Origin of the sequence: Nocardia sp. NPDC004168 (genome assembly GCF_040610355.1) — a bacterium.
GTDB classification, from domain to species: Bacteria; Actinomycetota; Actinomycetes; order Mycobacteriales; family Mycobacteriaceae; genus Nocardia; species Nocardia sichangensis.
On record NZ_JBEXME010000011.1, the window covers coordinates 215,408 to 230,044 of the forward strand.

The 14,637-nt window shown below is 64.5% G+C and carries 12 protein-coding genes and 4 tRNA genes; 13 read left to right on the plus strand and 3 right to left on the minus strand.

Annotation, left to right across the window (positions count from 1 at the left end; translation table 11 throughout):
- Position 1: 1 nt before the first annotated feature.
- The 7 genes from ABZW96_RS21465 to ABZW96_RS21495 all read left to right on the plus strand — a co-directional run bounded on the left by ABZW96_RS21465 (position 2) and on the right by ABZW96_RS21495 (position 8,443).
- Positions 2-1,744, plus strand: a complete 1,743-nt coding sequence (locus tag ABZW96_RS21465; RefSeq protein WP_355077021.1) for a hypothetical protein — start codon at positions 2-4, stop codon at positions 1,742-1,744.
- On the plus strand, positions 1,741-2,853 hold the full coding sequence (locus ABZW96_RS21470) for a hypothetical protein (protein ID WP_355077023.1): 1,113 nt from the start codon (positions 1,741-1,743) through the stop codon (positions 2,851-2,853). The genes ABZW96_RS21465 and ABZW96_RS21470 overlap by 4 nt, the downstream gene beginning before the upstream one ends.
- On the plus strand, positions 2,850-3,284 hold the full coding sequence (locus ABZW96_RS21475) for a hypothetical protein (RefSeq protein ID WP_355077025.1): 435 nt from the start codon (positions 2,850-2,852) through the stop codon (positions 3,282-3,284). The genes ABZW96_RS21470 and ABZW96_RS21475 overlap by 4 nt, the downstream gene beginning before the upstream one ends.
- Positions 3,281-4,075 carry a DUF2637 domain-containing protein gene (locus ABZW96_RS21480; RefSeq protein WP_355077027.1) on the plus strand — a complete coding sequence of 265 codons (795 nt, stop codon included), beginning with the start codon at positions 3,281-3,283 and terminating at the stop codon, positions 4,073-4,075. The genes ABZW96_RS21475 and ABZW96_RS21480 overlap by 4 nt, the downstream gene beginning before the upstream one ends.
- 88 nt (positions 4,076-4,163) lie before the next feature.
- Positions 4,164-4,613, plus strand: a complete 450-nt coding sequence (locus tag ABZW96_RS21485; protein ID WP_355077029.1) for a hypothetical protein — start codon at positions 4,164-4,166, stop codon at positions 4,611-4,613.
- 1,497 nt (positions 4,614-6,110) lie between these two features.
- Positions 6,111-7,751, plus strand: a complete 1,641-nt coding sequence (locus ABZW96_RS21490; RefSeq protein WP_355077030.1) for a DNA cytosine methyltransferase — start codon at positions 6,111-6,113, stop codon at positions 7,749-7,751.
- 209 nt (positions 7,752-7,960) lie between these two features.
- Positions 7,961-8,443 (plus strand): hypothetical protein, encoded by a 483-nt coding sequence (locus tag ABZW96_RS21495; RefSeq protein ID WP_355077032.1) that lies wholly within the window; start codon positions 7,961-7,963, stop codon positions 8,441-8,443.
- Positions 8,444-8,567: 124 nt separating this feature from the next.
- On the opposite strand, the gene ABZW96_RS21500 is transcribed toward ABZW96_RS21495, so the two are convergent.
- Complete coding sequence (locus ABZW96_RS21500) at positions 8,568-9,476, minus strand: hypothetical protein (RefSeq protein ID WP_355077034.1); 909 nt, start codon at positions 9,474-9,476, stop codon at positions 8,568-8,570.
- Positions 9,477-10,132: 656 nt separating this feature from the next.
- On the opposite strand from ABZW96_RS21500, the gene ABZW96_RS21505 reads away from it, so the two are divergent.
- The gene (locus tag ABZW96_RS21505; RefSeq protein WP_355077036.1) at positions 10,133-11,209 is read left to right on the plus strand and encodes an Abi family protein; all 1,077 of its coding nucleotides are present in this window, start codon (positions 10,133-10,135) and stop codon (positions 11,207-11,209) included.
- A 77-nt stretch (positions 11,210-11,286) separates the two neighbouring features.
- Here ABZW96_RS21505 and ABZW96_RS21510 read toward each other — a convergent pair whose 3' ends face one another.
- Positions 11,287-12,396 carry a site-specific integrase gene (locus ABZW96_RS21510; protein WP_355077038.1) on the minus strand — a complete coding sequence of 370 codons (1,110 nt, stop codon included), beginning with the start codon at positions 12,394-12,396 and terminating at the stop codon, positions 11,287-11,289.
- Between the two features lie 64 nt (positions 12,397-12,460).
- On the opposite strand from ABZW96_RS21510, the gene ABZW96_RS21515 reads away from it, so the two are divergent.
- Positions 12,461-12,536, plus strand: a tRNA-Lys gene (locus tag ABZW96_RS21515).
- 336 nt (positions 12,537-12,872) lie between these two features.
- Here ABZW96_RS21515 and ABZW96_RS21520 read toward each other — a convergent pair.
- Entirely contained in the window at positions 12,873-13,319 is a 447-nt protein-coding gene (locus ABZW96_RS21520; protein WP_355077040.1) for a hypothetical protein, read from the minus strand.
- A 197-nt stretch (positions 13,320-13,516) separates the two neighbouring features.
- Here ABZW96_RS21520 and ABZW96_RS21525 point away from each other — a divergent pair, with 197 nt between their 5' ends.
- The 4 genes from ABZW96_RS21525 (at position 13,517) to ABZW96_RS21540 (ending at position 14,587) form a co-directional block, all read left to right on the plus strand.
- Complete coding sequence (locus ABZW96_RS21525) at positions 13,517-14,182, plus strand: TetR family transcriptional regulator (protein WP_355077042.1); 666 nt, start codon at positions 13,517-13,519, stop codon at positions 14,180-14,182.
- 94 nt (positions 14,183-14,276) lie between these two features.
- Positions 14,277-14,349, plus strand: a tRNA-Glu gene (locus tag ABZW96_RS21530).
- A gap of 29 nt (positions 14,350-14,378) precedes the next feature.
- Positions 14,379-14,452 (plus strand) — tRNA-Asp (locus tag ABZW96_RS21535).
- 58 nt (positions 14,453-14,510) lie between these two features.
- A tRNA-Phe gene (locus tag ABZW96_RS21540) sits at positions 14,511-14,587 on the plus strand.
- The last annotated feature ends 50 nt before the right edge of the window (positions 14,588-14,637 follow it).

Below are 14,637 nucleotides of genomic sequence, written 5' to 3' on the forward strand. Positions count from 1 at the left end.
CATGGCCGACACCAACTACGGTCCCGCTGTTGAGGACGAGATCTTCGCCCAGGCACGGCAGTTCAGTGCCGCGATGCGTACGGCGATGCAGCGCCACGCCCAGGCCGCCAACTGGCTGGAGCGCTGCCGGGCCCGCAAGGAAATCAGCCGCCTGGTCCGCACCGAGCGGCGCGAGCAGCAGCAGGCCCGCGCCCATCACCGAATCTGGACCAGCCAGGCCGTGGACCGCTACCGGCTGCACGCCCAAGCCGTCGCGGCCCGCGCGAACGACCCGCGGGTGGATCACGACCGCCGCGCCCGCGACGCCCGCGCCCTGGCCGAGCACCGCGACCGGCTCGCGGCGCAGTTCATCGGCAACGAGCACCTGACCCGCACCGAGCAGGGCATCGCCCTGGATGGTCTGGACGCGGCGACGGTGTTCCCGGAGTACAAGACCGGCAACCTGTTCGCCCGCGCCCACAAGCTCAAGGGCCTGGAAGCGCTGCACTACCGCGCCCGCGTCGCCCGCGAGGCGGTCAACATCAATCGCAGCGCCGACCGTGAACGGGCGGAGTGGCAGAAGGGCCTGGACGCCGCGCACCGCGCGATGGCCGAGGATGCGCTGCTCGCGCGGATCGACGCCGCTCAGGATCACCGGTACCGCTACACCGCGCAGATGACGTGGACCGATCCGGGCGGCGGGACGCTCACCGAGTCCCGTGCGTTCGCCACCGAGCACACCGCGACGGAATGGTTGCAGCGCAACATCGGCCGCGCGTCGTGGTCGGACGGCACCACCCTGGCGGTCGAGACCCGCGACACCCTCAACGCCGCCAAGCAGTACGCCGACCACGGCCGTCCCGAGACCGTCGCCGACCAGCTCGCGACCCGGGAGGTCGTGCTGCGGGAGCGGACGCTGGCCGGGCAGGTGCACCGCGAACAGGCCACCACGGAGCAGGCCCGCGAGGCCGAGCAGGAGCAGGAGGCGCTGCCGTTCAGCAGCACCGTCACCTACCTGCCGCAGAACGCCAACCAGGTGGTGCACGAGCGCGGTGAGCACGCCACCGAGGCGGACTCGGCGCGCTGGACCGCGCAGCAGCTGGCCGGGATTCGGCCGGCACCCGGCACCACCGTGCACGTGGCTGCCTCCGAGACCTCCAGCGAGGGCCACGAGGACCCGGTGTTCCGCGCCGAGGGCGGCCGGTCGATGGTCACCGACGAAGTGGCCCAGTGGCGGAAGAGCATCGAGCGCGCCTCGGCTGCACAGGAGCGCGACGCGCAGCAGCCGCCCGCGTCGGTGGTGCAGATCGTGGCCGAGCGGCACCAGCTCGCCGAGGACCTGGCGCAGCGTGGTCGTGAGATCGAGCAGCTGGCCGGCGATCTGGTCGACGCCACCGAACGCAACAACCAGCTGGCCGGTCAGCTCACCGCGCGGGACAAGAAGCTCGCGGAGCTCACCGCCCGGCACGGGTTGTCGATCGAGCACAACAACCAGCTGACCGAGGCCAACGCCCGCCTCACTCAGCAGTTGACCGCGCTGACCGCCGAGCGCGACCAGCTGCGTGGCGAGCGCGACGAGGCGGTGCAGAAACTCGCCGAGCGCACCCCGGCACAGGAGCGGTTCGGCAGCCCGGAGCGTCAGGCCGAGCAGGCCAAGGCCGCCGTCTCGGGCAGCCGCTCGGCGCTGGCGGACTACCGGCCCGGCAACAGCCTGGCCGAGGCCATCGCACACAACGGACACGACCGAGAGGGCATGGACCGATGAGCAGCAACGACCTGGATGACCTGTACATCAACCGCTACGCCGGCCGGGTCGAGAACCCGCAGGAGGTATTGATGCGGGAGGACTTCGACCGCACGCAAGACCTCATCACCACCGCGTTCCACGCTGAGTTCCACGCTGACTCCGACCAGGATGCCGAGCGGATCTTTGACCAGGTCGATGAGATCCGCAACCGGTGGACCGACCGGGATGACGAACTCGGTGCCGCCTACCGGTACTTGCAGGACGCGCACAGCGATTGGAAGTCCGCGCCGGACACCATGCGCCGCATGCATGAGCAGATCGCCGCGGATCGGGCCCAGGGCTTCCATGCGATCAGCGAGATCGACTGGCGCAGCCAGCAGCACGCCCGCGAGCTGACCGGGCACGGCGCCTGGGTGGTCGAGCCCCGCTCGATCGAGCAGGCCCGCCAGCAGCTCGCCGCCGCCGAACGCCGCGATTCCTGGTCGGATCCGGCCGAGGCCCGTCCGGCCGCGGGGCCGGTCCCGGTGTCGGGCGCGTTCGCCGCCGCGCGCACCGCAGAGCTGTCCACGGACATGCCGGGCGGTGCAACGCCCGGCATGCACCGACGGTCCGACACCACAAACATCCAGCAGGGAGCCGAACCAATGACCAACACTACCGACGCCACCCACCAGTACCTGGTGACCGGTCTCGAGCAGGTGATGCGCAGCGATTTCCTGCACGCCGAGCTGTACGGCTCGCGGGATCCGGAGGACTACGACCCGGCCGATCAGGCCGCCTACAGCGAGTACGCCTCGCCGTGGCTGGATCGCACCGACGAGTGGGCCCAGCACTGGAGGTACCTGTCGGAGGCGACGAACCGCTGGCGCGAGGACCCGACCGAGGCCGCGCGGCTGGTCGCGGCGAGCGAGTTGTCGCCGATCGAGGCACGTAGCGAGGAGCAAGCCCGCTACATCGCCGCCCACGGCATCGAGACCGACCAGGCCGGTTTACTGACCTCGCACTACGTGACCCGGGTGGAGGACCGGGCCGCGGACACCGCCCGATCAGCGTTGGCAGACTACCGATCCGGCAACGCGCTGGCCGCATCTATGGCGAACTCCGAGCGTGACGGGGTGGAGCGGTGAGCGCCCCGTCGGTCGAGGCGACGATGCCCGCTCAGCCCGCGGACTGCTTCGCCGACGCGCTGGCCATCCGGCCGACGCCGCTGCGGTCGACCTCTCAGTCGGTGTCCCTGGTCGGGACTCCGCCGGTGAGCCCGGCCCGGCCGTCGTCGGCCGGTTCGGCCACCGGTGATTTGGAGGCACGGTTGATCGCGGCGAACGAGCGCGCCGCGGATCTGGCGCAGCGGCTGGCGGTCGCGCTGGCGGCGCTGGATGCCGCCGAGCACCAGGCCGCTCAGCTGGAAGACCGTAACCGCGAGCTTGCCAGTGACCTGGACAACGCCCTGGACCAGCTCGCCGGACACGCGCTGCACGCCGAGCAGGAACGGCTGATCCACACCCCCGTCTACGGCCTGTGGGCCGTGTCCACCGATCGAGAGGGATACGACCGATGAACTCGACAGCCACTGTCCAGTCCGTCCACCGGGCGTCCAACGCCCGGTTCGATGTCGCGGAGCTGACCGCGCTGGCGATGACGATCGTCATCGGCGCGGGCGCGTTCGCGTGGTCGTTCGCCGCCCTGACCGAACTGTCGGTGATGGCCGGGATTACACCGCGTCTAGCGTGGGCCGGACCGATTTTCGTCGACGGCGCGATTGTCCAGTCCGCGGTCGCGTTGGTCTCGTTGCAGCGACGAGCCCGCCAGAACGTGACGATCCCGGCCGGGACGCGCTGGTTCTTCTGGGGTGAGTTGTTCGCCGCTGAACTCATCTCCGTGGTCGGGAACGGCTTGCATGCTGCGGAATCCGGGCAGCGGATCTTGCCCGCGACGATCGCGGCGTGCGTCGCGGGCGCCGCGCCATTGTTCGGCCTGGCCGCCACCCACGGCCTGACCGCCCTCATCGAGGTTCCCCGGACCCCGGAGCCGGGCCCGCAGGACGAGTCCACGCCGGTGTACGCCGAGGCGACTCGACTGGACACTGGGTGGACAGCACCGGACAGCGACTCCACAGGACTGGACACCGACCGGACAGCGCTGGACAGCGGGCAGACAGCCACCGCCGACGTGGTGGACAGCGACCCGCTCGCCGAACGGGACGCGGAGATCCTGCGCCGCGCTGCGGCGGGGGAGTCGACGCGCCGGATCGGCACCGCGGTCGGGTTGTCGCACTCCCGCGTCGCGCAGATCATCGCCGCCGCCGATACGGACGACACCGGTGGGGAGGTGCTGAGCCTGATTCGCTGACCGATCGCCGGAGGGCAGGCAGCCTGCCTGCCCTCTCTTCTCCTCCACTTCTCAAGCCCATCCATTCGATTCCTGAAGGGAATTCACCATGACGAACGCACTGACCGATCTGGACCAGATCAACGCCGAGCTGATGAGCCAGGGCGCCCGCAACCCGTTCGGCCGCGACGTGGAGCCGAACACCACGGTGTCCGGCGAGATCGTCGCCGTGGTTCGGCGCCACCGCCACAACAGCAAGGGGCAGCCGCTGTTCTGGGTCAACCGCAAGCCGATGGTCGCCCAGGCCGGGGATCCCGTCATCGATTCGGCGCTGATCCTCGAGACCGACGAGCGCGCCGACTCCGACGACGAGGGCCTGCGGTCGATCACGCTGGATCGCGACGTGCAGCGCGCGATCGCCGCGGGCGTGCGCCGAGCGCGGGCCGGCGGATTCGCGATCGGCGGTCGCCTCGATCAGCTGGTGTACGTCGGCCCGGTCGAGGGCGGCGGTTACGGCCGCGTCTACGAGCTGGTCGCCTACCTCCCGCCCGCCGAGTAGCACTCGACCAACTGACAGAAGCCCGGCCGTGAATTCGGCCGGGCTTCTTCGTGTCTACAGCCGGTCTACAACTCGGCTGTGGATCCCCTGACCTTTCCCCTGGCCCTTCCTCCGCAGGCAAACCGAGTCCGGAGCGGTGGTTGCTCAAGGGTGGCCGAATGGCCATCGCCGTAGGCGACGCGACGCAGGAGCGCCCTTGAACAACCACCGAGCCGGGCTCACGCTATCCGGCCGAGGAAGGGCCTTCTCGCCGTAGTCTCGACGGATCGAGATGTCGATCTTGTCGGCCGTCAGGTGTGCGAGAAACGCGCAACTTTCGAGCGAATCACGCATACAAGCGGGTGCGCGATTCTCGCGCCTCTCAGCCACCACCCCAACCCTCCGTGAGCTGGGTAAAGGGCGGGATTTCTGCTCACTCCCCCACCCCCTCCCAGTCCGACATCTCATCGCCCACTGCGTGTTCAACGAGATGTCGGACTGGGAGGGGGTGGGGGAGCAATCAGAAATCAAAGAGCAGAAAAGGGGGAGGTGGGGTGGTGGCTGAGAGAAAGAGAAGTGGTTGCGTTGGGTGGGCGGCGGAAAGTTCGCGTGTGGGTTGCTCTGGGAGACGGTGGCGGTGGGGGCGGCGTGTGCATCGGCTGCGGTCTACTGCACGCGGCTGTGCGTGTGTCGGGGTCGCGTAGCGCGAGTTCCGTGGGTCGTGGAGCGCGGGCGTGTAGCTGCACGGTGGTGCAGCGCGCGGCGCGATTCGGAGTTGGTTCCGCGACCTGGCGGTCGCGCGGTCCGGCGCGCAGGGTGCTGGGTGTCCCTCCGGTATGGCCTTGTCTGGGGCTATCACGACGACAACGACCGTCAAGGGCAAGTCGGCTGCGCCGATGGCCTGGCGGCCACCCTTGACGGCCGCCGCCGTCGTGATCGAGTAGCCCCAGGCCATACCGGAGGGACACCCAGCACGATCCTGAGGCGCGCGCTATTGACCGGGAAAGCTGCGCAGCCGAAGGCTGCGAGGCGGGGCGCTGCCCCAGCACCCCGCCCTCGCCGGGAGGCAGGCCACCCAGAGGGGCACAGGTGCGCAAGCGGGAGTCGGGTTGGTCTACCGCAGCTCCATTGCAGCGGGCCGGTCGCCGAACTACTAGCTTTGCCGACCCTCTCAGCAACTTCCAGGCATCGCAAATAGCTACCGATTGGAAGTCGGTGGAAGGGGTGAAATTTCCTACTGGCCGCGCGTTGGTGCCCGAGAGACTACCACCAATTCGCGGCAGGAAACCCGCCACTTCAAACGATCAAACATCCTGGTAGACGCACAGATCGCACCGTACAAACCGTCTGCCAGGGTAGGTGGACATGTACGGCATGAACGCATTCCATCGAATCCGGTACCGATGAAACGGGTAGGTTATTGATTAAAAACGGGTAGACTGTTGCATAGAAGTTCGTTGTGGCCGGACACCACATCGCGGCTTCGTTCCCACCCACGAAATCCGAAGGGATGCAAACATGCTCGACTTGATGGACTGGTTCTGCGGCGCAGGTGGATCGAGCCAGGGCGCGCACTCCGTGCCCGGGGTGCGGGTCACTCGCGCGGCGAACCACTGGACACGGGCGATCGAGACTCATGCCGCGAACTTCCCCGACACCGATCACCACCTCGGCGATATTCGGGAGGCCCCGGTGGAGAAGTGGCCGACCGCCGATCTGTTCTGGGCGAGTCCGGAATGCCCGCAGTGGTCCTCGGCACGCGGCAAGACCCGCGACTTCCACAACACCATGCAGGGCGATCTGTTCGACACCCCACGCGACGAGGAGGCCGACCGGTCGCGGGCGTTGATGGAGGAAGTGCCGATGTATCTGCGCGGTGTGATCGAGCGCGGAGGCAAGGTCCGCGCCGGAGTGGTCGAAAACGTCGTCGAGGTCCGTGCTTGGGATCAGTGGGACCGCTGGCTGAACGAGATCCGCGCGTTGGGCTACCGCGTCCGCGTGATCGCACTCAACAGCATGCACGCGCAGTCGGTGCGGACTCCGGTCGCGCCGCAGTCCCGCGACCGGCTGTATGTCGCGTACTGGGATGTCGCGCTCAAGCGCGAGCCGGACTGGAACAAGTGGTTGCGCCCGATGGCGTACTGCTCGACGTGCGAGCAGTGGATCTCGGCAATTCAGGTGTTCAAGACTGAAGGTCAGGACATGGGCCGCTACCGCCAGCAGTACGTCTACCGCTGCCCGCGTGTGTCGTGCCGTAACTCGGTGGTGGAGCCGCCCGCGCTTCCGGCAGCCGCCGCGATCGACTGGACGCTGGAGGGGGAGCGGATCGGTGATCGGGCCCGACCGCTGGCGGAGAAGACGATGCAGCGGATCCGGGTCGGGTTGACCCGCTACGCGGCCCCGGTGCCGATGATGGTTCCCGCTGGCGGTACCTGGCGTGATCAGGCCGCGCCGGTCACGGTGCCGTTGTCGGCCCGCACCACCCGCGAGAACGACGGTCTGATGATCCCGCAGCCGTTCCTCGCGTTGCTGCGGTCGGACCGCCCACGCACGATCGGAGTTCACGAGCAGCTGGCGACGATCGTCGCCGACGGCTCGAACCACGCGCTGGTCGTGCCGATGGAGGGCCGCGAGGGCAAGGAGGCGCAACCGGCGACGGTGCCGCTGCGCACCCAGACCACCCGCGCGGAGACTGCCGTGGCGTTCCTGCCGTTTGTCGCCGAGCTGCGCGGCGGCGGCAGCGACGCCCGCCCGGTCAGCGACGCGCTGGCCACGGTCACCGCGAGCGGCAACCATCACGGCCTGGTCGTCCCGCACGGTGTGCAGCAGCAGGTCTGGGAGTCGATGCTGCTGCCCTACTACGGAAACGGCGCGGCGCGGCCGGTCGACCGGCCGATGGGCGCGCAGTCGACCCGTGATCGGTTCGCGCTGGTCGAGGCGATCCGTCAGCCCGCGATCGAGGATGTTCGGTTTCGCATGTTGCAGCCGCACGAGATCGGCCGCGCGATGGCCTTCACCACCGGTTACGCGGTGCTGGGCAACAAGCGCGAGCAGGTACGCCAGTACGGCAACGCCGTCACGCCGCCGGTCGCCGAGATCCTGATTTCGGCACTGGTCGAGGCGATCACGGGAGAGGAGATCGACCGCTGGACCGCGTGAGATGAGCTGAAGGGCGGCCGGTAAACCATGACCCATGGGTCACGGCCGGACATACCGGCCGCCCGAAGGCCCCACCCACGAAGGAAAGGGCACAGGCCAGAGTAACGCCGCCCCGGCCGGAGCAGGAAGGAGACACGGCTGCCATGAGCAGCTGGGTACGCTGCCGCGGCGCCGCAGGCTCGCACGGCGACAATGGGTACATGGGAACGTTGGTCACGCTCGCGGAATGGGCGGAGCGGCACGACTTGAGCCCGGTCAGCGTGCGCAATCACTGGGCCACTCGCGATGACTTCCCTGCACACAAGCAGTACCGACCACGCGTGGGTTCCGGCCGTCGTCACGAGGAGTACGACGCCGACGAGCTGGATGCCTGGCTGGATCAGTGGCAGACCGAGCACCGACCAGCCAAGTACGCCATGCCCACGGATCCCGACGAGTTCCGCACGCTAGGAGCGATAGCGCGCCTGCTCGGCGTGGACGGCAAGACCATCACCCAGTACCGGACGGTCCTGGATCAGCACGCCGATCATGAGGACCGCGGCAAACGCCGGATGTACCGAACACGCGATGTTGTGGACGTCTTGAACCGCCGGCGCGGCGTCGGCCGGGCGATGGACCCGAGCACAGATGGCCGGCGCCGTGCGGAGCCTTCAGCGACTGCGGGCCGAACCTTGCCAACGGGCGAGAGTTGATGCGTAAGCGTCGAATCCGGTAAAGCGCGAGCACCGACGCCCTGGTGCGGCGCTCGCACTTATGGATGCGCCGCTTGGTTGGCGCACCCCAAGTAGGTTGACGGCTTTAATTAGAGCCGGAATTCTACTGTTTGCCACCTAGGGCAGACACTGACGTGACTTTCGCATAGCCAAGAGCTGAGGCGCAGAGTTCGGCGAAGCCAAAGTACAGATGGCTCAATTGTGTCATGGAATGGAGGCAACATACCTTGTGAAACTTTTCTTTGGTGGGATCGTCTTCCAATTTCTCCAAAGCTTCGCGCCTATTTCCCCAATGCAGAGTCTCTCCGTAGTTATAGGTTTGTATTATATAGTCTGGATCTATTCCTTGGAGGCTGCGCGGAGTACTGTCCGGCGCGCCAGACATAAGGCGGTCACATATCAATGTCTCGATCATTTTTCCGGAAAGGGCTTCCCTTGCTTTCGACCACGCCTTGATCGTCGTGCGAGCCTTCTGCCTGGTTGCCTCAGTCTCAAGCCTGAGGATTGCATTCTTAATCGCTCGTCGGGCTGCGATGAAGCTGGCATTCTCTTTGTCATTATGGATTTGTCGAAAGGTCGCAGAGATCCCGGTGAACTCCTGGTGCGTAGGAAGCTCTGCTACTAGCGTCCATTCGCCATCTTTGCTGGTGATATTCATGCCGCCGGTGCTGTCATTTATCACAGTGTAACCTGCCAGATTCTGGCAGGTAGTAACGAAGCGAGCTACTACTCGCTTTTCAAGCTCGTCGAACGGAAGGGCGTCAAATTCTTCAGGATTCGGGAGCTTGAATGTGTACGTCAGCCTCTCCCAATGGTAGATAAATGCTGCCGGATTGGTTCCGAAACGCTGGAGTGGAGGCGGAAATGTGAGACTGACCGGCCTGATGGTATCCTCAAGTGGAGTGGACCTCACGTCTATCGTATTCGCGGTGAAGTTCTTCCGCACCTTCGTTATTTTGAACATGAATGTCATCGGCCCCCAGTCGATAGACTGGTATTTGTCCTCGGTCAAGATTCTCCATGGCCCATAGTTATCTGTATGTGCACGACTGAGCGTATTGGCCCTGCGGCGCTGGCTGCGACGTACTTTTTTCGACACGTATCACTCATCCCTCGATCGAGTGGAACCAAAGCTTGAATGATAGCTGGGACGGTGGTGTCCTCGTGGAGCATTGAAAAGTGTTAGTTGATACGGATGTCCCACTTACTGTCCACGAATAGCCACCCAGTGCGCGACGTTACCGAGGGTGTTCGCCGCGCTCAGAATCGCGACAACCTCAATGCTGGAACCTGCCGGTCTGGGGACCTGGGCAAGGGCATGCGCGACGGCCAGGAGGACCGCATGATCTCACCAACCCCACCACGACCCTCCGGCGCGTGGGTGTTCGCCTGTCAGGGGGTCCCAATCGAACGGGTCGAACGAGCATGATGCAGCCCCGCACGGCCGTGTTCGAAAGCGTCGGCCTGCTGTTGCGGTACTCCCATGGGTTGACCTGGAGGTGACTGGCCTTTGAAGTTGAGAGAGCGGCTGATCGGCTCCAGGCCGGGTCGGCAGCAAGCAACGTGTCAACGTATGGCTCAACGAACATTGCCCCAGGGGCGTGTCGTCGCGGACGAGTCCGGACGATAGAGGCCAACCTGGGGCATGTTCACTATAGCATCGCAGGTGTGTCAGCAACGTCTCCTTCACTCTTCAAGCCCGCGTGGGTCTCCTCTGAACGGTTTGCAGATTTTTTGGAAGCCGCAGATGAAGATATGGATGGAGCAAGAGCGCTATACGAGTGGAATGCAAGTATATCGTCGGCGTTATTTGAAGTAATTCATCACGTAGAGGTTTTGATTCGAAATGCGATCATCGAAAGTCTTAACGCGGTACCGTTGAGTGATGTTGAAGTTCCCGGTACCCCCTGGGTTCAACAAGCGGCTTTGATTGAAGAGGTAAAGGGGCGTCTGAAGAAGTCCAGAAAAGAATTGTCCGTACATCGGATAGTGGCGGGCGTGACTTTCGGATTCTGGGCTACGATGTTCGACACCGAGTTCGAATCTCTTTGGCGTTCCTCATTAAGGATGGCGTTCAAGAATTCTCCCGGTGACAGGAAGTCCGTAGGCGGTGTCATGCAGAATGTGAACGTTTTAAGAAACTTGATTGCGCACCATGGAAGCCTATTGAAGCTTGATCCGGAAATCGAGTTTGAGAAATTGGCACAATTGGCAGGCTGGGTCGACCCGGAAGCTGAAATTTGGATCCGAGGATTAGAGCGCGTATCGGCCATCGCTAAGCGCCGACCACTGCCGCCCAAGCGTAATGTCGTGATTGTAGCGGCGGATAAAGCGTGGCCCCTCTATGAAAAGGTGAATGCATACATCTGCCCGCATGAACGCACCTTTCAATCTATTGAGTACTTAGGGTTCTATGCGGACTATGAGGTCAAACCGGTATTTGCGAAGGTTGTCCGACGCCTTCCTATCGTGACATTCAGTAAGGCAGAAAGTAAGATTCTCGCGCAGTCTTTACATGCTGACGACAAGGAGCTTGCAACCATAATCGGTACTTCGTTGAAAAGTGGTTGGTCGCCTGGCACATATCAGGTGTTTGTGCTGAGTTCGCAAAGAGATGGCGCTTCGAAAGTGCTGACCCAGCCGATTGTTCATCAAAAGAGGGGGAGAGGCAGTGCTTTCGTTCAGAACAAGCGATATTTCAGCCTGGGCTCTCTGCTAAGTGCCACGAATACGGACCATCTGTAGATCGCAAGGGCAGTTGTTGACGAGTCCGATCCGCCTGAGTCGAATCGCAGATTCTTCTCCCGGCACAAGAGTTCTCCCTAGTCCAGCGCAGCGCGGACGCTGTCCCATCGCGACTTCGCACGGTGGGCATACCGCATAGTGGTGGTGACCGTGGCGTGTCCAAGTAAGCGCGACACGTCTTCGATCGGGATGCCGCGTTCGAGTAGTCGACTGGCGTAGGTATGGCGGAGGTCGTGCAGCCGGACATGTCCGATCTGGTGACGGGTCCGCGCCTTGCCGACGTACGCGATCCGCACCGACGCCTCGAAGCGGTCGCGTAGGTTGCTCGAATCAAATGGCCGACCTTGCGTGTGCGCGAGGACGAGACCTGAATGCACCCGTGCATTCCGCGGGTACTTCACGGGAGCCGGAGCAGGGCTACCCATGCCGACACGATCGAGGCGAGACTTCAATAGCTTTGTTAGCTTGTCACCAATCGGGATAGTTCGACGTTCGTAGTCCTTCGGTGGATTCATCTCGTGCTCTACCGGGTCGTACGCCCACTCCACGACGATCTCGCGACGCTTGAGGTTAACGCTCTCCCAATGAAGGCCCATCGCTTCACCTAGACGGACGCCGGTGCCGAGCAGTAGCTCGACCACAACGAGGTCGAACGGATCGAGGGAAGCCTCGATGGCTGCTATCTCGTCATCGTCGAGGTAGCGCTCGGGCATCGGTCCTGGCTTCGGGAGGGTGATGCCTTTGCACGGGTTCACGTCTATGCGGCGTGCAAGGTGAGCAGCCTTCATGGATGAACTCAGAAGGTAGTAGCACTTGGCGACCGTGGAGGGCGCCATGCCGCTGTTGGAGAGGTCGGTCACCCACTTCTGTACGTCGTCGGTCGTGATCGAGCGCAGCGGTTCCTTCTGCCACCGCGGGCGGACGTGATCGCGCAGCCGGGCTACGTCGGAACGGTTTGTGCTCTTTCTCACAATCCGTGCGGCCGTCCATGTCGGCTCCCACTCGCCCCATGTCATCTTGTCGGCTCCGTCGGGAGTGGGGGAGCGGCGCTCGGCGACTTCCTTGTTTCCGGCCTGCCGCTCGGCCTCCGCCTTCCGTGTGAAGGTGCCGGCGCTCCGCTTCTTCCCGTTTGCGTCCCTGTAGACGCCCCTGTACTTGCCGCTGGGGAGCTTCTCCGCCCACGCCATCGACTGGTCCACCCTTCAATCGGTTCGTGCCCCACAGCCGCTGTCAGCTATGCTGTCCAGCCGAGCCCCTTTAGCTCAGTTGGTAGAGCTGGTGACTTTTAATCACTAGGTCGTAGGTTCGAGTCCTACAGGGGGCACCATCACGACGGCGGGGCGTGGGGATCTGAGAGCCCCACGTTTGCCCCACGATTCTAGCGTTTCCGCTGGTAGAAGCGCCCCAACCTGTGGATTAAAAGTCCGTAGCTCTACCAACTGAGCTATAGGGGCGCGGAGCAACAGTGTAGTGCGGGCAGGGGCGTATGCCCCAATCGGGGGAGTTCGTGTCGGCGGGCGGGCTGGATGGGTGGGGCGGCGTGGCGGACCCGCTGGGGCGGGCGGACGCGGGGGGATGGGTAACGCGGCGTGCGCGGTGGGCGATGCAGGCGGTAAACACTTGGCACCCAGCTTTGTTCATCTTAGCTGGATCTGGATATCATTCAAACATGTTGGCTGGCAATCTCTTTGGATTTGCAGGGGTGAACGGCTGTGGCCGGGGAAGGCGTGGAGGACGGGTTGGCGGGCGAAACGTGGGCGGCGGCCGGTCGTCCGGGTTGTCGGTCGGCGCGCGTGAACAACCTTGAACCGCTGGTGAATTCGCGCACCACCCGGATGGGCGGTTCGGGTTGCCGAACATTTGCCGTAACAGAAAACCGAATCGGATGGCTACCTGACTCCTCGGTTTGCCGCGTGTCGGATCGGGATTCCGGGTACGGTGACGCCTTGGTGAATTCCGAAAGAATCGTCGACTCGGTCGGCGTCACGGAATTCGGATTGTCGTTGCTGTGTCCGAAGGTGCCGCGGTCGGCCCGGCCGGCCAGGGCTCGACGGAACTCGATGCCGCAGGAGGAGGCACGTTCGAAACGAAGAAATGCCCGGATGCGCACCCCCTGCGGCGCACCCGGGCAGGCAAACTATACCAGCTGGTGTGTTTCAGGTTTTTAGGGCGTTTTCGTACCGAAAGTCTGCAATCGGTCGAAAACCGGGTTCCACGTATTGATAAAACTCATGAATTCGCGCCGAGGGTCCGTTCCTTCGGGGGTGGCTGATTGGCGGCGAGTAAGGCTTCGGAGGCGTTTCGAGCATGGCACGGCAGCAAGAGCGGGCGCGCCGGACACGGGCGGCGATTATCAGGTCCGCCGCCGTTGAGTTCGGGAAGAGCGGCTATGCCGCTGCATCGCTCAACCGCATATTGGAAGGATCGCGTGCCACCAAGGGCGCCATGTACTTCCATTTCGATTCGAAGGAAGACCTGGCACGCGCGGTGCTGGAGACCGCGGTGGAACGCTACCGCGCCTCCGCCGAGCGCTGGCTGGCGCGAACCGATCTCAGCCCGCTGGACATCCTGCACGGGGTGGTCGACGAGATCGCGCTGCGACTCGAGCACGACATCATCGTGCAGGCCGAGTACCGCCTGATCATCGAACCGGACTTCTATCGGGACGTGCAGGCCGGTGGCGGCCGCATCCTGGGCCGCACCACCAGGGTGCTCACCGTCCGCGCCATCGACCACGGGCAGCTGCGCGCGGACGCCGATCCCGACCGGTTCACCCGCACGCTCGCCGCGGCGCTGGCCGGTCAGCGGTACATGGTGGATCTGCTCGGCGGGCAGGTCGATCTGCGGGCGCGGTTCGAGGAGGCGCTCGAGGTCGTGATGGAGGCGATGGCCACCCCGGAATGGCTGGAGAAGTTCCGCAGCGACGGGTGGCGTGCCCACGCGCGCTTGGAAGAGCTCGGTTTGAGCCTCTGACCAGCCGGTTTGGGATTCGAGTCCGGTCTGTCATAAGCTATCCCAGCTCCCAACGGACAGCCGTTGAAAGCCGGTCCGGAGAAATCCGGGACGAGCCCCCTTCGTCTAGCGGCCTAGGACGCCGCCCTTTCAAGGCGGTAGCGCGGGTTCGAATCCCGTAGGGGGTACGATCCATGGATCGTTGGTAGCAGAGCATGGCCCTGTGGCGCAGTTGGTTAGCGCGCCGCCCTGTCACGGCGGAGGTCGCGGGTTCGAGTCCCGTCAGGGTCGCAAGCAAGCGCCGGAGATATCCGGCGTTTCGCGTATGGCATTCACTTCGGGTGCCTGCGGCCAGGTAGCTCAGTTGGTACGAGCGTCCGCCTGAAAAGCGGAAGGTCGCCGGTTCGATCCCGGCCCTGGCCACCAAATCCCTCCGACATATCACCTAGTCGGGGGGATTTTTCGCGTCTATACCC

Excerpts from the sequence above, each read along its gene's own strand:
- ABZW96_RS21465 (WP_355077021.1), top strand. The coding sequence starts at position 2 with ATGGCCGACACCAACTACGGTCCCGCTGTTGAGGACGAGATCTTCGCC.
- ABZW96_RS21470 (WP_355077023.1), top strand. The coding sequence starts at position 1,741 with ATGAGCAGCAACGACCTGGATGACCTGTACATCAACCGCTACGCCGGC.
- ABZW96_RS21480 (WP_355077027.1), top strand. The coding sequence starts at position 3,281 with ATGAACTCGACAGCCACTGTCCAGTCCGTCCACCGGGCGTCCAACGCC.
- ABZW96_RS21485 (WP_355077029.1), top strand. The coding sequence starts at position 4,164 with ATGACGAACGCACTGACCGATCTGGACCAGATCAACGCCGAGCTGATG.
- ABZW96_RS21490 (WP_355077030.1), top strand. The coding sequence starts at position 6,111 with ATGCTCGACTTGATGGACTGGTTCTGCGGCGCAGGTGGATCGAGCCAG.
- ABZW96_RS21510 (WP_355077038.1), bottom strand. The coding sequence starts at position 12,396 with ATGGCGTGGGCGGAGAAGCTCCCCAGCGGCAAGTACAGGGGCGTCTAC.
- ABZW96_RS21525 (WP_355077042.1), top strand. The coding sequence starts at position 13,517 with ATGGCACGGCAGCAAGAGCGGGCGCGCCGGACACGGGCGGCGATTATC.